Origin of the sequence: Sulfitobacter sp. 1A13421 (assembly GCF_043557285.1) — a bacterium.
GTDB lineage: Bacteria > Pseudomonadota > Alphaproteobacteria > Rhodobacterales > Rhodobacteraceae > Sulfitobacter > Sulfitobacter faviae.
In genome coordinates this window covers 189,575-205,835 of the sequence record NZ_JBIFFQ010000006.1, presented here as the reverse complement: position 1 = coordinate 205,835, position 16,261 = coordinate 189,575, and the positions used below count along the sequence as shown (strand labels likewise).

The window sequence follows — 16,261 nt, the reverse complement described above, 5'->3', positions numbered from 1 at the left end:
GTCGTGGCCCCCGGACCGGTGCAGACGGATAACTTCTGGGGCATCATCCCGAAAGAAAGCGAACGCGAAGCGGCACTTGCCAAGCGCATCCCCGTGGGGCGGTTGGGGCCGGTGGAGGATGTGACCAACGCCTTCCTCTTCTTTTGCGATCCGGCCAGTAGTTTCGTCACCGGCCAGACGCTTTTCGTCTGCGGCGGGTCGAGCATCGGGACGCTGACGCTCTGACCCCTCGGGCTTAACCCTTTCGGAAATGCTGCACCAATTCAGGGACATAGGCGTCGCCCTCGCCCTTTTCGACGACTTGGGATAGGGCGCGATAGACCCCATCGGCAATCTCGACCTGCGCGCCCGCTTCGGTGGACATCTGGCGGTAATAGTCGAAATCCTTCAGCGCGTTGCTGATGGCGAAGGGCAGCGCTTCACGGTCGCCGCTAGTGATGAAGGGCGACAGCCGGTCGAGCGCGACACTGGCACCGCCGCCGCCCGCCAAGACATCCACGAAACTCTGCGGATCAATTCCCGCGTCCGCCGATTGCGCGGCGGCTTCGGCGAGCAGGGACATGAACCCAACCGAGACGTAGTTGTGCAGCAGTTTCAACCGGTGGCCCGCGCTGACCTCACCGACATGCTTGACCTCTTCGGTGAAGGAGGCGAGGACGGGAGAGACCTTTTCAACCACCGCGGCGTCACCCCCGATCAGCAGGTTCAGCTTCCCTTCATGGGCGAATTGCGCGGTGCGGGTCATCGGCGCATCGACGAAATCGCCCCCCGCCGCTTTGACCGCCTCGGCCATCTTCAGCGTCGACGCGGGCAGGGAGGTTGAGCAATCGACGACAACCGCACCCGGCTTCAGCCCCGCGATGACGCCGCCCTCTCCGGCCAGGATCCCTTCGACCTGCGGCGAGCCGGTGACGCAGAGGATGATCACATCGGAGGCGGCGGCCAGATCGCTCAGGCTGTCGAAGGCCGTGGCGCCGAGCCCGTCCAATTCATCGGTCGGCTGGTTGCCGGGGTGGTCGAAATAGCCAAGCGCAAATCCCCCGCGCCGCATCACGTTGCGGGCAATTCCGTGGCCCATCAGGCCGACACCGATCATACCGATTTTCATGGATTTTCCTTCGCTTGCCACCGCCACCCCTGCGCGCGGTTCCCTTGGGGAAAGTTCTAGCGATCCACCCGGCACGGTGCAACGCGGCAGGGCCGGATTTTCTTGCCCAAACAGGGCTTTGTATATTTGAAACCGACAATTCGATTGATAGGAATGGCGCATTAATGGAATGAGGCTGAAATGACTTTGACCCGCGACCCCCACCAGATTGCCGAAACGCTTTACCATGGGCAGTTTTGCCCGATGTTCATCGATGGTCAGGACGTGCCCGCCTACTCCGGCGCGGTGATCGAGGTGAAAGATCCCGCATCTGGCCGCAAGCTGGCGGAAGTGCCGCGCGGCGGGGCGCGGGATGTCGATCTGGCCGTGGATGCCGCACGCCGCGCCTTCGAAGGCGTCTGGTCCACCTTCACGCCCTACGACCGGCAGGAGGTGCTGTTGCGCATCGCCGATGTGATGGAGCGGGATTGGGAGAAGCTCTGCATCTCCGATACCGCCGACATGGGACTGCCGCTAGCGCGCACCCTTGGCAACAAGCGGCGGGTGATCGGGATGCTGCGCTTCTACGCCGGCCAAGCGGTAGCGCTGCATGGCGACGTGATCGAGAATTCGATCTCGCAGTCGATGCTGTCTTTCACCACCCGAGAGCCGGTCGGCGTGGTGGGCGCGATCATCCCTTGGAACGCCCCGACCGCCGCCTCGATCTGGAAGATCGCCCCGGCGCTGGCCACCGGCTGCACCGTGGTTCTGAAACCCTCCGAAGATGCGCCGCTGACGCCCTTGATGATCGCGCGGCTGATGCAGGAGGCGGGCGTGCCCGATGGGGTGGTCAATGTGGTCACCGGCACGGGGCGCGAAGCGGGCGCGCGGCTGGCCGAACATCCGGATGTTAACAAGGTGGTCTTCACCGGCTCGACCGCGACGGGCAAGACCATCGCACGGGCCGGGGTGGAGAACCTCAAGCGGATCACGCTGGAGCTTGGGGGCAAGTCGCCGCTGATCATCTGCAAAGATGCCGATCTCGACAAGGCTGTGCCGGTGGCGGCGATGGCGGTCTATGCGCATTCGGGCCAGATCTGCATCGCGGGCTCGCGGCTTTTCGTGGCGCGGGAGATTCAGGATGAGTTTATCGAGAAGCTCACCGCCTTCGCGCGCGGGCTGAAGATCGGGCATGGCCTCGACGAAGGTACCGATCTCGGCCCGCTCATCAACGCCGTGCAGACCGAGAAGGTCGAAGCCTATATCGCCAAGGGCAAGGCCGAGGGCGCGCGGCTGGTCACGGGGGGCGGTCGGCCCGAGGGGGAAGGCTACGCGGGCGGCAACTTCCTCGAACCGGTGATCTTTGCCGATGTGAAGGACGAGATGACCATCGCGCGGGAGGAGATTTTCGGCCCCGTGATCTCGGTCCTGCCCTTCGACACGATGGAGGAGGTCGTGACCCGCGCCAATGCCACGCCCTACGGGCTGGCGGCGGGGATATTCACCCGCGATCTCGGGGTGGCGCATCGGACGGCGAAAAAGCTGAAGGCGGGCTCGGTTTGGGTGAACATGTACCACGCGATCGACCCGGCGGTGCCCTTTGGCGGGCTGAAGATGTCGGGCTACGGCAAGGAGGGTGGCGTGGAGCACCTGCAGGCGTATCTGGATACCAAGGCGGTTTGGATCCAGACCGAGTAAGGACAAGCTCAGCGCGGCGCCGCCCGGTCTGATGCCGGGCGGTAAATTGCTAAAAACCGCTGACCTTTGGCAGCCATGTCGAAATTGCTGGCACAAACGTCAGCAACATCAACACGACGAAATTCGCCAAAAAGAACGGCGGCATCTCGCGGATCAACGCGGCGGGCTTCAGGTTCACCGCCGAGGAGACCACGAAGATCAGGCTCCCCACCGGTGGCGTCGTCAGCCCCAGTGTCAGGTTCACGATCACCACGATGGCGAAATGATCCGGCGCGATGCCGAGCGCGTGACTGATCGGCGCGAGGATCGGGACGAGGATCATCACCCCCGGCAGCGGATCCATGAACAGACCAAAGAGCAGCAACAGCACGTTCACCGCCAAGAGGAACAGGATCGGCGACAACTCCCACGCGATGATCGTCTCGGCCAGAAACTGGGGCACGCCTTCGATCACCAAGACCCATGCGAAAGCCCGCGCCGCCCCAAGGATCAGCAGCACCGCGGATGAGATCAGCGCCGCGCGTAGGATCAGCCCCGGCAGATCGGGCAGGCGCAGGGCGCGGTAAACGAAGAACCCGCAAAACAGCGCATAGAACACGGCGATGACAGAGGCTTCGGTCGGGGTGAAAATGCCGCCCCGGATGCCGCCGACGATCAGCACGATCAGCCCAAGGGCGGGCAGCGCCATTAGGCTGTTGCGCCACATCTGCGCCCGCTCGGGCCGGGCCTCATTGCTGCGGTAATCGCGTTTCCAACTGACCCAACCGTTGGCCGCAAGGCTCCCTCCGGCGAGCAGCAGCCCCGGAATGACGCCCGCCATGAACAGCGACCCGACCGAGACTTCCTGATCCTGCAAGGCATAGATGATCATCACGATCGAGGGCGGGATGATCGGCCCCACCACCGCGGAAGAGATCGTCAGCGCCCCGGCGTAGGAGCGGTCGTAGCCGCCTTTCTCCATCATGCGGATCATCATCGCGCCGGGGCCTGCGGCATCGGCCAGCGCCGAGCCGGAGATGCCTGCGAACATTGTCGAAGAGATCACATTGGCATAGCCCAACCCCCCGCGCAGATGGCCTACGAATTGCGCCGCGAAACGCAAAAGCGTGTGGGTAATCGCCCCGCCGGTCATGATCTCGGCGGCGAGGATGAAGAAGGGCACGGCCAAAAGCGGGAAGCTGTCGAGGCCCGAGAACATCTCTTTCACCACGACGATCTGCGGGTAGGAACTGCCCAAGCCGATCGCCGCGAAGACAGAAATGGCCATGGCAAAGGCGACGGGCAGCCCCAGCACCATAAGCACGAAAAGCGAGATGAAGAGGATCTCAGCCATTGGCGGCTCCCGGCATGTTTTCGGTCAGACCTTCGGGCTGGTGATAGCGGCCCGCCATGATGAAGGGCCGCGCGATCAGCAACAGATGTACGATCAGCAGTGTGAAGCCGACTGGCATGGCGGCATAGACATAGCGGAACGACAGGCGCATCGCGGGGGTCATCTGATACTGCGCGCGCTGCATATAGTCCCAGCCGACTTTGACCATGAAGGCAAAGAAGAATAGCAAAATCAAAACGATGATCCCGCGCAGGATGCGCTGCATCCGGGTGTTCATCACATCATGCAGATTGGTGATGGCCACATGGCCGCCCTGCCGCAGGGCAAGGCCAGCCCCCAGAAAGGCCATCCAAATCATCAGGTAACGGGCGGATTCATCGGACCACGACAGCGAATGGTTGGTGCTGAACCGCAGGGCGACATTGGCCCCCACGACCAAGACCATCCCCGTCAAACAGGCGATCACCACGGCGGCGTTCACCTTGACGAATAGCTGTTCCAATCTGCGCATGGTTTCCCTCCCGTGCAAAACGGCCGGAAGCACTGCTCCCGGCCGTCCGTCTTTCCGTCGCGGCGCTTACTCGGTCGCGGCGATCTGGTCGATCAGCTCTTTGCCGTAGGTCTCGTAGTACCCCTCATAGGCGCTCTCGATGGAGGCGCGGAAGGCGGCTTTCTGGTCTTCGCTGAGCTCGTTCACTTCCATGCCGCGCTCTTTCAGCGTCTCGACGCCGCTTTGCTCCACGTCATCGACGAAGGCGCGCATGGCGGAGACGGCCTCGGTCGCGCCTTTCTCGAAGGCGGCTTTGTCCTCATCCGACAGTCCTTCCCAGAAGGGTTTGGAGACCAGCAGCATGGCGGGCGAATAGACATGGCCCGACAGCGTCAGGTACTTCTGCACCTCGTCGAGCTTGACGGAGACAATCACCGACAGCGGGTTTTCCTGCCCGTCGATGGTGCCCTGCTGCAGCGAGCTGATCACCTCGGGCCAGGCCATCGGGGTGGGGGCGGCACCAGCGGCGTTGAAGGCTTCGAGGTGCACCGGGTTTTCCATGGTGCGCAGCTTCATGCCCGCGATGTCTTCGGGTGTCTCAATGGCGTTGCGGTTGTTGGTGATGTGGCGGAAACCCTGCTCACCCCAAGCCAAGGCCACCATGCCCGCGCCGTCGAACTCGGCCAAGATGTCCTGACCAATCGGCCCGTCGAGCACGCGGCGCGCGTGGTCGAGGCTGCGGAACAGGAAGGGGATGTCGGTCACACCGGTGGCGGGGACGAAGTTGCTTAGCGTGCCGGTGGAGACGATGGTCGCCTCGACGGTGCCCAGTTGCAGACCTTCGACGACCTCACGTTCACCGCCCAAGCCGGAGGAGGGGAAATGGCGGAAGCTGAACTTGCCGTCGGTTTCGGCCTCAACGACCTCTTGCCACTTCTGCGCTGCGACGCCGTAGTGGCTGTCGGGGGCGAGGGCGTAGCCGATCTTGACTTCGGTCTCGGCGCTCAGGGCTCCTCCGGTGAGCGCGGCCAAAGTGGCGAAAATTGCCGTGGGCTTGGTGATTTTGAACATTTTGTATCCTCCAGCGATCTTATTAACAAGGTCACGAAAACTGCTAGCGGCGGATGTTCAGAATGGCAATGGGGGAGGGGCGCTTTGTGGACAATGAATCCACAGCAAAGCGCTGCTAAATTTCCGTGACGATATGATCGGGCGCGATGCCCGAGCCTTGGATTGCCGCAGCAACCTCTAACCCCAAGAGGGAGCCGTGGCCGGTGACCAGCGCCGTGGCGAAACCCGCCTGCGCGCCGCCGAGGATGTCGGTGTGCAGCGTGTCGCCGACCATCAGCACGCGCGCCGGATCGCTGGGCTTTGCCCGGGCGAGGGCCAAGTCGAAGATATCGGGGAAGGGCTTGCCGCAGAAATGCACCGCCGCGCCGGTCGCGTCGATCAGACGATGCGCGAACCAGCCGGGTTCGAGCGAGAGACCATCCTCACGCGGGGCGACGAGATCGGGGTTGCCGACGAAGACGGGCCGGGGCTGGCGGCTCAGACTGGCCTCCAACAGGGCCTGCCGCGCCTCTGTCCACCCATCCGCCCCGACGAGGAGGAAACCTTCGGCCCCGTCATAGACAGCCGGATCATCTGCCAGAACGGTCGCGCCGAGGTCGGCGATCTCTCCCATGTCCTTATCGGGGTTCAGCATCACGCACCAGCGGCGCGCGGGTTCTTCCGCGACGCGGTGCAGCAGCGCCTCGCGGCTGGTGACCACCTCGTCGGCTGCGAAATCAAAGCCAAGCCGCGCGTAGCGGTCCATCATATGCGCCTTGGGATAGGCGGCGGAGTTGCTGACGACCATGACCGATTTGCCCATCTCGCGCAGAGCGGCGATGGTCTGCGCGGCCCCTTTGATCGCGGTTTCGCCGACGTTCAGCACGCCGTAGGCGTCGAACAGGATCAACTCATAGGGCGCGACGATATCGAGGAAACGGGCGGCCTCCACCCCATGGCCAAGCTTGTCGCAGGCGGGCAGGCGGGGGCGCAGGCGCTGGTATTCGGCCAGCGCCTGCGCGGGGTCTATGGCGACACTCACAGGATGCGGCGGCGCAGGAAGGCCGAGATCACCTCGCCGATGATCACCAACACGATGATCGCGATGAGGATCGTGGCGACCTCGGGCCAGTTGAAGGTGTCGATGGCACCTTGCAGGATGATCCCGATGCCGCCCGCACCGACGAGGCCCAGAACGGTCGACTCGCGCAGGTTGATGTCCCACCGCAGGATCGAGACCGCCCAGAAGGTCGGCATGACTTGCGGCACGATGGCATAGGCGATGACCTTGAAGCGCGACGCGCCCGTGGCCTCCAGCGCCTCGACAGGGCGTTTGTCGATCTCCTCGATCGCCTCGCCCAGAAGCTTGCCGATAAAGCCGATGGAGCGGAACATGATCGCGAGAATGCCCGCCACCACGCCGGGGCCGAAGATCGCCACGAAGAGCAGCGCCCAGATGATCGTGTTGACCGACCGCGAGGTCACGAGGATCAGCCGTCCGAGCCAGAGCGTGGCCCGGTTGGGCGTGGTGTTCTGTGCCGCGATATAGGCCACCGGCAGCGACAGCAGCACCGCAAAGGTGGTGGCGAAAGTGGCGATGTTCACCGTGTCCCACAACACCTTGAGGATCGTGTCGAGGTTGCTGGGGTCGGGCGGATACATGCGGCCAAAAAGGTCACCGATCTGCTCGGGCGCACCCCAGACCCAGGCCCAGATGACCTCGATCGAAGTGAGCGCCCAAGCGATGGCGAGGGCGCAGCCCAGAAGCACGCCGTAGCGCGTGAGGCGTTGGCGCAGGGTGAAACGGGTCCAGTCGTCGCGGCCGAATTTCTCTGCAATCGTCGTCATTGGATGCGCTTTCTGATCACGCCGCTGACGGCTTCGGAGACAAGGATGACACCGACGATGACCATGGTGATCGCAAGCGCAAAGTCATAGTCATAGCGGCCAAAGGCATTGGCGAGCGTCGCCCCGATGCCGCCCGCGCCGACGATGCCCACCACCGCCGAGGCGCGCAGGTTGCTGTCGAGCTGGTAGATCGTGAGGCCGATCTGGCGCGGCATGATCTGGGGAAAGATCGCGTAGATCAGGGTCGAGAAATAGGGCGCACCGGCGGCGCGCATGGCCTCAACCTGACCGAAGTCGATCTCCTCGATCCGTTCGGCCAGCATCTTGGCGACGAAGCCGATGGAATAGACGATCAGCGTCAGCACGCCCGCGAAGGGGCCAAAGCCCACGGCCTTGACGAAGAGGATCGCCACGATGACCGGGTGAAAGCTGCGCGCCACGATGATGATGGCGCGGCCAAGGTAGAAGATCGGTTTCGGTGCCACGTTGCGCGCCGACATAAAGGCGATGGGGATCGACAAAAGCACCCCGCCTGCGGTGGCGAGGATGGCGATCTTGAGGCTCTCAAGAAAGCCGTCGATCAACAGGCCCGAGCGTTCGAAACTTGGCGGGAACGCCCCGCCGAAGATGCGCCCGGCGCGGCCCAGCCCTTCGGCCACGCGGTTCCAGTCAATCGGCATGGTCAGCCCGACCCAACCAAAATAGGCGACGGCGCCGAGGATCACGGCCCACCGCAGGATCGGGTTGGCGATGAAGGGTGGTTTTTTCCAACTGTCCCGTGGCGCGCTCATGCCGCGGCCCCATCTTTGGCGCGGTCCGCATGGGGGCTGCCGGCGTAGATCTGATCCATCGCCTCTTGGTCGAGCTTGGCGGGCTTGTCGTCGAAGATGATCCGGCCATAGCGCATGCCGACGATACGATCGGTGTATTCCTTGGCCTCGGTCACGTTGTGGATGTTGATCAGCACCGGCAGTTTCAGCTCCCCGGCAAGATCGCGCAGCAGCCCCATGATCTGCTCCGAAGTCTTGGGGTCGAGCGAGGCGGTGGGCTCATCCGCCAGCAGAATGTCGGGGTCCTGCATCAGCGCGCGGACTACGCCGACGCGCTGGCGTTCGCCGCCCGACAGCTGGTCGGCGCGGGTGTTGGCATATTGCGCGATGCCGACGCGCTCCATCAGCTCATAGGCGCGGCGGATGTCGGCCTTGGCATAGCGGCGGGTCACGGCGGACCATGTCGAGATGTAGCCCAAGCGACCGGACTGGACGTTCTCCATCACCGTGAGGCGGTCGACGAGGTTGAAGCCCTGAAACACCATGCCGATCTTGCGCCGCGCGGCGCGCAGGTTTTTGCCCCTCAGGTTGGTCAGTTCGGTGCCATTGAGCATGATCGACCCCGAGGTCGGCTCCACCAGTCGGTTGATGCAGCGCAGCAGCGTCGATTTGCCCGCGCCGGAGGAACCGATGATCGAAACGACGCTTTCGCCCTCGATGGTCAGGTCGAGGTTCTTCAGCACCGGATCACCGCTGCCATAGCGTTTCACGAGGTCGGAGATTTTCAGCATTTAATGTACCTTAAACGTGGGGCCGACCGCTTGGTCGGCCCCCGGTGTTGAACGATTATTCAGCCGCGAGGCCCTGCGGCGTGTACTCGACGCCGTTCGCCTTCTGGATCTGACGGATCACCGCCCACTGGTCCTTGTAGGTGATCGGGACGAACTTGCTCACCCCCGCGAATTCCTCACCCAGTGCGGTGCCTTCGAAGTCGAAGGAGAAGAAGGCTTCCTTGATCTTTTCCTTCAGTTCGGGCGCGAGGTCATGCGCGACACCGTAGGAGGTTGTCGGGAAGGGATCGCTTTCCCAGACGATGCGCACGTCCTCGGGGTCGTAAAGACCGCGCTCGGCCATGCGGTCGACCACTTCAGAGGCCACCGGGGCCGCGTCATAGTCGCCCGCGACGACGCCCAGCATGGACTGGTCGTGGCTGCCGGAATAGGTCACTTCGTAATCCTCACCCGGCACGACGCCCAGATCGGGGAAAAGCGCGCGCGGCGCTTGGTTGCCGGAGTTGGAGGTGGGCGAGGTATGCGCGATGCGCTTGCCGGCGAGGTCCTTCATCTCCTTGATGTCGCTGTCGGCCTGTGTGTAGACCTGCAGCTTGTAGCCGAACTGGCCGTCCTCGGCGCCCATGATGGCAAAGGGCTCGACGCCCGCGAGGTTCACGGCGAAGGGGGTCGGACCGGTTGAGAAACCGGCGATATGCAGGCGGCCCGAGCGCATCGCCTCAACCTCGGCGGAGTTCGACTGCACGGCGAAGAACTGCACGTCCTTGCCGGTCACGTCCTCGAGATGCTCAATGAAGGGGGTCCAAATGTCCTCGTAGATCGCGGGGTCCTCGACGGGCGTATAGGCGAAAACCAGCGTTGAGGGGTCTTTCAGCATATCAGGATTGGTCGGCGCATCGGCGACCAGATCGCCATCGGCGTCGCAGAACATCTTGTCCAAGGCGCCGCGTTCGCAATCCTCTTGCGCGAAGGCAAGGCTGCCCGTCAGTGTGAAGGCCGCGGTGAGACCTGCGGCGAATAGGTATTTATGAGACATTGCGTTCTCCTCCCTGAGAATCCGCGCATCTGGCGCGAAATACAATAATGCGCAGATACGAACATCGAACAGTTTCGTTTGCAAGCTGTTCCGGCGCGTCGGCGGACAAAATTGTCACAAAGCTGTAACATCTTCCGCCGCAAAGCGGGAAGGTCAGGGCGCGGTTTAACCAGTTGAAACGGGGGCTTCAGAGATCGAGTTCGATCTTGCGCACCCGGTCGCGCAGCAGGGTCTTGGAAACGGTCAGCAAATGCTGCTCCATCGCGGCGGCAGCGCCGAGCGTATCGCGCCGGGCGATGGCGTCGTTCAGGGTCATGTGCTGCTCGCCCAGAACCTGTAGGGTTTCCGGGGCGTGATAGGTCCGGCGGCGGGAGGTCCATGCCACTTCGCGGCGCACCGCGCGGATGGATTCGTAGACCGTCAGGAACAACGGGTTCCGCGCCATCTCGGCGATCTTGTAGTGGAACATGTCATCCGCGGCCTCATAGGCGTCCGGGTCGCTGAGGTTGAGCGTGGCGCGCATCAACTGGTCCAACCGCTCGATCTCCTGCGGGCGGGCGCGATCGGCGGCGAGGGCGGCAAGGGCAGGTTCGACCTCTAGCCGCACTTCCATGACGTCGCTTGGCGTGACCTGTCGTGCAAGGTGGCGCAGACTGTCGGCATTGGTCGCGGGGGGCGGTGTGGCGAATGTGCCTTGGCCGTGGCGGCGGTAAATCGTGCCGTCCTCTTGCAACAGGCCAAGCGCCAGCCGCAGCCGCGCGCGGCTCACGCCGAAATGCTCGGCCAGCGCCCGTTCGGGCGGCATCCGCCCGTCGTTCAGGATGTCCCCTTGGCGGATCGCTCCGCGCAGCCGCTCGGCCAATTCATCTTCACTTGGGGCGGACTGTGGGGTCTGTGTCATGAGATGGAAAACGCTTCAAATAAATCAATGAACATACGCAGAGAGGTTACCATTAGGAAAATTCCAAAGGCAAACCGAAGCGCCCGGCGCGGGATGCTATGGGCCAGTTTCACACCCACATGGGCAAAGCTGGAGGTCAGCGGAATGATGATGGCCGCCGCGGCAAGGTTCACATAGCCTAGCGAGAAGGGCGGCAGCCCCTCGGCCCCGAGGCCCGTGAGCGCATAGACCACCGCACCCGGCAGCCCGATGATGAAACCGATCGCGGCAGAGGTGCCCACGGCGCGGCGGATGTCATAGCCCAGAAAGTTCAACAGCGGCACGCCGATGGTGCCGCCCCCGATGCCCATCATCGCAGACAGCCCGCCGGTGACGACGCCGAGGATCGCCCAGATCGGCTTGGCAAAGCCGCGCGGCGTGGGGTCGTCCTTGGTTTTGCGAAAGATCATGTCGAGGGCAACGAGTGCGGCCACGGTGGCAAAGACGCCCACAAGGATCAGCCCAGAGACATAGCCCCCCAGAAGCGCGCCGATCACGACGCCGATCAGCAGCGACGGCGCCCAAAGTTTCAAAAGGTCCATATCAATCGCGCCGCGTTTGAAGTGGCCATAGCCCGATGACAGCGAGGTAAAGACGATGGTTGCTAGCGAGGTGCCCACCGCCACCTGCATGGTGATCGCCGGATCCATTCCCGCCGTCGACAACGCGAGATACAGCGCGGGCACGATCACAATGCCACCGCCAACGCCAAGCAGCCCCGCAAGGATGCCGCCAAAGATCCCGGCGGAAACCGCAATGGCAAGAAGGGGCAGAAGCTGGCCGAAATCGAGCGCGTTCATATGGTTAATCTTTCTTTGTCTCTAAATCTGTCGCCAGCGACCGGCTGGGTTTGCCTGTTGCCTTGCGCGCCTCTTCGGCGCGCGTGATGGCCGCATCAATCGGCGCGCGGTCCGAGGTGCCCGAGAAATTGTCGAGGCTCGGCATCGCTTCGACCACATGCAGATAGCGCTCTCCGGCGACGTCGAGCAGCCGGTCAAGCTCGCTCAGCGGGTCGCCATGGTCATCGACGCGCAGGTCGAGATAGGCATGGTCCTGTCCGCGGTGGATCACCAGCCCCGCCGCTTGGCGCCCGCGCATGTCGCCGCCCGCCTCTTCGCCCGCGCGCATGGCGGCGAGCAGACGTTCGGCCATCGGCAGATCATGGCGCGCGGCGTAGGCCTCGAACGTGGCCTCCACCACCTCCGGCCCGGTCAGCATATTGCCCGCGACGGAGTGCATGGTCCCCACACGGTGCCCGGCCCAATCGACACAGCCCGCACCGGTATGCGCGGCGAAGTTTCCTTGGGCATCGAGCATGTGGCACTGGCGGATGTCGCGCCCCGCATCGCGGGCGGCGAATTCCTTCAGCAGTGCTTCGGCGGGGTCGCCGCTTTCCAACATGCGCCGGCCTTCGGTCCCCCAGAGCGGGTTGACGAAAGCCTGCGTGGCCACGGCGACGCGCCGCCCGATGTAGGGCACGGCGGCACCGCAGGCGAAAAAGCGGCTGGCCACGGCGATGCCGATCTCTTGGTTGTCAGGGTCACGGGCGATGATGGAATAGGTCATGGGTCAGCGTCCTACGGCATAGGCCTGCATCAGGCGGGGGGTCGCGGCGGCGTGAAGGCTGCCATCAGGGTTGCGCAGCGCGGCGGTCATCCGCCCCACCGACCACGGCTCGGCCACGGTAACGATATGCCCCCGGGCGCGCAGCGCGTCGATCACCGCGGGGCCAACATTGGGTTCGATCATCATCTCGCCGGGCAGGGCTTGGCGGGGGAAGAAACTGCTTTGGAAGTGCAGCGTGTGGAACAGCGGCGCATCCATCCCCTCTTGCAGGTCGAGGCCGTGGTGCACGAAACGCAGGAACCAGATCAGCTGCCATTGGTCCTGCTGGTCGCCGCCCGGCGTGCCAAAGACCAACTGCCGCCCATCGGCATGTTGGGCAAAAGAGGGGGTCAGCGTGGTGCGCGGACGGCGTCCGGGGGCGAGGGAGGTGGGCAAACCCCGCTCAAGCCAGAACATCTGCGCGCGGGAGTTCAGTGGAAAGCCAAGCCCCGGCACCACCGGATTGCTCTGCAACCACCCGCCCGAGGGCGTGGCCGAAACCATATTGCCCCAACGGTCGATCACATCGAGATGCACGGTATCGCCGCGTTTCTCGGTCAGATGCGCCATCGTCGGCTCTTGCGGGGCGGCGTTCTGAACGCCGAAATCACGGGCTGCCCGTTCGATATAGCGCTCGGCCAGATGCTCCAGCCCCGCGATCACGCCGGGGCGCTGCTCAAGCGATGCCTTGCCGTTCACCAGCTTCGCGCGTTCCGCGTTATAGGCGTCGGAAAGCAGTTCTTCCATCGGGATGATGCTCTGCTCGGGGTCACCGTAATAGGCCTCGCGGTCGGCATAGGCGAGTTTCATCGCCTCGATCACCGTATGGGTAAAGGAGGCGCCCATCGGGTCCATCGCGGCAAGATCGAAATGTTTGAGGATCGCGAGGGTCTGCAAGAAGACCGGCCCTTGCGACCATGCGTGGGTCTTATGCACCGTCCAGCCGTGGTATTCGTAGGTCAGCGTGTCCTCATAGCTGGCCTGCCATTTGGCCATATCCTCGCGCGCCAGAAGGGCGCTGTTCTTTTGCTCGGACACGTCATGCACGCAGGCATCTTCGAGATAGTCGAAAATCGCATCTGCCACGAAACCTTCGGACCAGATTTTGCGCGCCGCTTCGATCTGCGCGCTGCGGTCTTCGCCTGTGGCTTCGGCCTCGCTGACCAAGCGTTCATAGGTCGCGGCCAGATCGGGGTTCTTGAAATTGGCGTTCGGCTCAGGCGCCGCGCCGCCGGGCGTCCAGACCGCGGCGGAGCTGGGCCATTCGGCGGCGAAATATTCGGCCAGCCCCTTGATGGTGTTCGACACGCGCGGCAGCACCGGATGCCCGTCGCGGGCATAGTCGATCGCCGGTTGCATCACCTCGCGCAGACCCATGGTGCCATGGTCGCGCAGCATCAGCATCCAGCCGTCAAAGGCACCGGGCACCACGGTGGAGAGAAGACCCGAACCGGGGATCAGCTTGAGCCCCAGAGCCTCGAAGTGCTCCAGCTTGGCGGCGGCGGGGCTGACCCCTTGCGCGCAGACCACTTTGGTCGCCTGTTTTGCCGCGTCGTGAAAGATGATCGGCAGGTCGCCCGCCGGGCCGTTCAAATGCGGCTCGACCACTTGCAGGACAAAGCCCGCGGCGACAGCGGCGTCAAAGGCGTTGCCGCCTTTTTCAAGGATGCCGAACCCCACGGTCGAGGCGATCCAATGGGTCGAAGTGGTGACACCAAAGGAGCCGCGGATCTCGGGGCGGGTGGTGAAGGGGGGCATGTCGTCTCCGGTCAGTGTTCGCGTGGGTCGAGTGCATCGCGCAGCCCGTCGCCCAGAAGGTTGAAGCCAAGCACGACCATGAAGATCGCGATGCCGGGCCAAAGCGCCATCCACGGCGCCTGATTGAGGAAGTTCTTCGCCGTGTTCAGCATCGACCCCCAAGATGGGGCGGGCGGTTGCTGGCCAAGGCCGAGGAACGAAAGCGACGCCTCGGCGATGATGGCGGTGGCGACGGTCAGCGTGGCCTGCACCAGCACGGGCGGTAAAACGTTGGGGAAGATGTAGCGGCGCAGGATGCGCGGCGTGCTCAGGCCGATGGCGCGGGCGCTTTCGACGTAATCCTCGGCAGCAACGCTCAGCACCTGACCACGGGTGAGACGGATGAAGATCGGCGTGGCCGAGATACCGATGGCGATCATCGCGTTGGTCAGGCTCGGCCCGAGGAAGGCCGCAAGCGCGATGGCGAGGATCAGGAAGGGTGCCGCAAGCAATGCTTCGGTGCAACGCGAGATCACCGCGTCGGTCCAACCTCCGAAATAGCCCGCAACGATGCCCAAAGGCACGCCAAGGCCAAGGGCGATGGCGACCGAGACAACCCCGGCCAGCAGGGAGGCCTGCGCGCCCCAGACCAGACGGCTCAGCACATCGCGGCCCAACTCATCGGTGCCCATCCAATGGGCTGCCGAAGGGCCCTTGCGCACCGCGCCCCAATCGGTGGCGGCGGGGTCGGGGATTGGCAGCAGCGGGGCCAAAAGCGCGATGGCGCAGAAGAAGACCACCAGCACGCCGCCCAGCATGGCGCTACGATGGGTGCGGAACTTCTTCCAAACCCGGTTTTCGGGACGGGCGGAGAGGACCGGATCGGCGGCGCTTTCGGCGTCGATGGTGATGGGTGTGGCAGGTTGAGCCATTATTGCTTCCTCAGGCGGGGGTTCAGCAGCACATAGGCGACATCGGCGAGCAGGTTCATAAAGATGAAGCCGACGGCGGTGACGAGCACGATACCTTGGACCACGGCGTAATCGCGGTTGAACACGGCATCGACCACCAGCTTGCCAAAGCCGGGGATGGTAAAAATCTGTTCGGTCAGCACCGCGCCCGCGATCAACTCACCGAAGAGCAGGGCGGTCAGCGTGACGATCGGCGTCAGCGCGTTGCGAAAGGCGTGTTTCAGGATCACCCGCCGCTCGACCAGACCCTTGGCGCGGGCGGTGCGGACGTAGTCACTGCTCAGCACGCTCAGCATGGCCGACCGGGTGTGGCGCATCAGTGTGGCCGCGAGCGCCGTGCCCAGCACGAAGGCGGGCATGATCATCACGGTGATGGAGCGGGTGGGGTCTTCGCTCAGCGGCACATAGCCCGAGGCGGGCAGCAGTTTCCATTTCACCGAGACCAGCAGGATCAGCATGATGCCCAGCCAGAAGTTCGGGATCGACAGGCCCGAAAGCGCTACGACATTGGCCACATAATCGGTCACGGTGCCCTTCTTGACGGCAGAGAAGATGCCCGCCGGCACGCCGATCAACAGGGCAAAGATCATCGCCATCGTGGCCAGTTGGATGGTCACGGGCAGTTTCTCTCCGATCAGCTCCAGCACCGGCTGGTTGGTGCGCAGCGAAATGCCCAAGTCACCGGTCAGCGCATTGCCGATCCAAGTGAAATATTGCACCGGGATCGGGTCGTTCAGACGGTATTTCTCGCGCAGGAACTCCAACACCTGCGGGTCGCGTTCTTCGCCGGCCATGGCCAGCACCGGGTCGCCCGGCAGCAGCTTTTGCAAGGTGAAGACAAAGACCGAGATCAGGATGATCGTCGGGATCGCGATCACCAGACGGCGCAGGATGAAGGACAGCAT

At 63.7% G+C, this 16,261-nt stretch carries 17 protein-coding genes; 2 read left to right on the top strand and 15 right to left on the bottom strand.

Annotated elements, in window-relative coordinates; genetic code table 11:
- Positions 1-225: SDR family oxidoreductase (locus ACGYLI_RS12895; RefSeq protein ID WP_394419491.1), on the top strand; the 225-nt coding region annotated here is incomplete at its 5' end.
- Between the two features lie 10 nt (positions 226-235).
- Here ACGYLI_RS12895 and ACGYLI_RS12890 read toward each other — a convergent pair.
- The gene (locus tag ACGYLI_RS12890; RefSeq protein ID WP_394419490.1) at positions 236-1,108 is read right to left on the bottom strand and encodes an NAD(P)-dependent oxidoreductase; all 873 of its coding nucleotides are present in this window, start codon (positions 1,106-1,108) and stop codon (positions 236-238) included.
- A gap of 180 nt (positions 1,109-1,288) precedes the next feature.
- Here ACGYLI_RS12890 and ACGYLI_RS12885 point away from each other — a divergent pair, with 180 nt between their 5' ends.
- Positions 1,289-2,785 (top strand): aldehyde dehydrogenase family protein, encoded by a 1,497-nt coding sequence (locus ACGYLI_RS12885; protein WP_394419489.1) that lies wholly within the window; start codon positions 1,289-1,291, stop codon positions 2,783-2,785.
- A gap of 49 nt (positions 2,786-2,834) precedes the next feature.
- Here ACGYLI_RS12885 and ACGYLI_RS12880 read toward each other — a convergent pair whose 3' ends face one another.
- The 14 genes from ACGYLI_RS12880 to ACGYLI_RS12815 all read right to left on the bottom strand — a co-directional run bounded on the left by ACGYLI_RS12880 (position 2,835) and on the right by ACGYLI_RS12815 (position 16,261).
- Positions 2,835-4,118 (bottom strand): TRAP transporter large permease, encoded by a 1,284-nt coding sequence (locus tag ACGYLI_RS12880; protein WP_394419488.1) that lies wholly within the window; start codon positions 4,116-4,118, stop codon positions 2,835-2,837.
- A complete protein-coding gene (locus tag ACGYLI_RS12875) occupies positions 4,111-4,629 on the bottom strand; it encodes a TRAP transporter small permease (RefSeq protein WP_394419487.1) in 519 nt (172 codons plus the stop codon). Before ACGYLI_RS12875 ends, ACGYLI_RS12880 begins: the two co-directional genes overlap by 8 nt.
- Positions 4,630-4,695: 66 nt before the next feature.
- Positions 4,696-5,679: a TRAP transporter substrate-binding protein gene (locus ACGYLI_RS12870; RefSeq protein ID WP_394402813.1), complete on the bottom strand. Its 984-nt coding sequence runs from the start codon at positions 5,677-5,679 to the stop codon at positions 4,696-4,698.
- Between the two features lie 115 nt (positions 5,680-5,794).
- Complete coding sequence (locus ACGYLI_RS12865; RefSeq protein ID WP_394419486.1) at positions 5,795-6,700, bottom strand: HAD-IIA family hydrolase; 906 nt, start codon at positions 6,698-6,700, stop codon at positions 5,795-5,797.
- Entirely contained in the window at positions 6,697-7,506 is an 810-nt protein-coding gene (phnE, locus tag ACGYLI_RS12860; RefSeq protein WP_394419485.1) for a phosphonate ABC transporter, permease protein PhnE, read from the bottom strand. Before phnE (ACGYLI_RS12860) ends, ACGYLI_RS12865 begins: the two co-directional genes overlap by 4 nt.
- Positions 7,503-8,297, bottom strand: coding sequence for a phosphonate ABC transporter, permease protein PhnE (gene phnE / locus ACGYLI_RS12855; protein WP_394419484.1), 795 nt, complete (start codon positions 8,295-8,297; stop codon positions 7,503-7,505). The genes phnE (ACGYLI_RS12860) and phnE (ACGYLI_RS12855) overlap by 4 nt, the downstream gene beginning before the upstream one ends.
- Complete coding sequence (phnC, locus tag ACGYLI_RS12850) at positions 8,294-9,067, bottom strand: phosphonate ABC transporter ATP-binding protein (protein ID WP_394419483.1); 774 nt, start codon at positions 9,065-9,067, stop codon at positions 8,294-8,296. The genes phnE (ACGYLI_RS12855) and phnC overlap by 4 nt, the downstream gene beginning before the upstream one ends.
- Before the next feature lie 55 nt (positions 9,068-9,122).
- Positions 9,123-10,103 (bottom strand): phosphate/phosphite/phosphonate ABC transporter substrate-binding protein, encoded by a 981-nt coding sequence (gene phnD / locus ACGYLI_RS12845; RefSeq protein WP_394419482.1) that lies wholly within the window; start codon positions 10,101-10,103, stop codon positions 9,123-9,125.
- A 187-nt stretch (positions 10,104-10,290) separates the two neighbouring features.
- Positions 10,291-11,004: a FadR/GntR family transcriptional regulator gene (locus ACGYLI_RS12840; protein ID WP_271693907.1), complete on the bottom strand. Its 714-nt coding sequence runs from the start codon at positions 11,002-11,004 to the stop codon at positions 10,291-10,293.
- The gene (locus tag ACGYLI_RS12835; protein ID WP_394419481.1) at positions 11,001-11,843 is read right to left on the bottom strand and encodes a sulfite exporter TauE/SafE family protein; all 843 of its coding nucleotides are present in this window, start codon (positions 11,841-11,843) and stop codon (positions 11,001-11,003) included. Before ACGYLI_RS12835 ends, ACGYLI_RS12840 begins: the two co-directional genes overlap by 4 nt.
- A gap of 4 nt (positions 11,844-11,847) precedes the next feature.
- Positions 11,848-12,609: a DUF1028 domain-containing protein gene (locus ACGYLI_RS12830; RefSeq protein ID WP_394419480.1), complete on the bottom strand. Its 762-nt coding sequence runs from the start codon at positions 12,607-12,609 to the stop codon at positions 11,848-11,850.
- 3 nt (positions 12,610-12,612) lie between these two features.
- Complete coding sequence (locus ACGYLI_RS12825; protein ID WP_394419479.1) at positions 12,613-14,406, bottom strand: gamma-glutamyltransferase family protein; 1,794 nt, start codon at positions 14,404-14,406, stop codon at positions 12,613-12,615.
- Positions 14,407-14,417: 11 nt separating this feature from the next.
- On the bottom strand, positions 14,418-15,317 hold the full coding sequence (locus ACGYLI_RS12820) for an ABC transporter permease (RefSeq protein ID WP_209219184.1): 900 nt from the start codon (positions 15,315-15,317) through the stop codon (positions 14,418-14,420).
- The gene (locus ACGYLI_RS12815; protein WP_394419478.1) at positions 15,317-16,261 is read right to left on the bottom strand and encodes an ABC transporter permease; all 945 of its coding nucleotides are present in this window, start codon (positions 16,259-16,261) and stop codon (positions 15,317-15,319) included. Before ACGYLI_RS12815 ends, ACGYLI_RS12820 begins: the two co-directional genes overlap by 1 nt.

Bases quoted from the DNA above. Each gene is read 5' to 3' on its own strand.
- ACGYLI_RS12890 (WP_394419490.1), bottom strand. From the start codon at position 1,108: ATGAAAATCGGTATGATCGGTGTCGGCCTGATGGGCCACGGAATTGCC.
- ACGYLI_RS12885 (WP_394419489.1), top strand. From the start codon at position 1,289: ATGACTTTGACCCGCGACCCCCACCAGATTGCCGAAACGCTTTACCAT.
- ACGYLI_RS12880 (WP_394419488.1), bottom strand. From the start codon at position 4,118: ATGGCTGAGATCCTCTTCATCTCGCTTTTCGTGCTTATGGTGCTGGGG.
- ACGYLI_RS12875 (WP_394419487.1), bottom strand. From the start codon at position 4,629: ATGCGCAGATTGGAACAGCTATTCGTCAAGGTGAACGCCGCCGTGGTG.
- ACGYLI_RS12870 (WP_394402813.1), bottom strand. From the start codon at position 5,679: ATGTTCAAAATCACCAAGCCCACGGCAATTTTCGCCACTTTGGCCGCG.
- phnE (WP_394419485.1), bottom strand. From the start codon at position 7,506: ATGACGACGATTGCAGAGAAATTCGGCCGCGACGACTGGACCCGTTTC.
- phnE (WP_394419484.1), bottom strand. From the start codon at position 8,297: ATGAGCGCGCCACGGGACAGTTGGAAAAAACCACCCTTCATCGCCAAC.
- phnC (WP_394419483.1), bottom strand. From the start codon at position 9,067: ATGCTGAAAATCTCCGACCTCGTGAAACGCTATGGCAGCGGTGATCCG.
- phnD (WP_394419482.1), bottom strand. From the start codon at position 10,103: ATGTCTCATAAATACCTATTCGCCGCAGGTCTCACCGCGGCCTTCACA.
- ACGYLI_RS12840 (WP_271693907.1), bottom strand. From the start codon at position 11,004: ATGACACAGACCCCACAGTCCGCCCCAAGTGAAGATGAATTGGCCGAG.
- ACGYLI_RS12835 (WP_394419481.1), bottom strand. From the start codon at position 11,843: ATGAACGCGCTCGATTTCGGCCAGCTTCTGCCCCTTCTTGCCATTGCG.
- ACGYLI_RS12830 (WP_394419480.1), bottom strand. From the start codon at position 12,609: ATGACCTATTCCATCATCGCCCGTGACCCTGACAACCAAGAGATCGGC.
- ACGYLI_RS12825 (WP_394419479.1), bottom strand. From the start codon at position 14,406: ATGCCCCCCTTCACCACCCGCCCCGAGATCCGCGGCTCCTTTGGTGTC.
- ACGYLI_RS12820 (WP_209219184.1), bottom strand. From the start codon at position 15,317: ATGGCTCAACCTGCCACACCCATCACCATCGACGCCGAAAGCGCCGCC.
- ACGYLI_RS12815 (WP_394419478.1), bottom strand. From the start codon at position 16,261: ATGCTGTCCTTCATCCTGCGCCGTCTGGTGATCGCGATCCCGACGATC.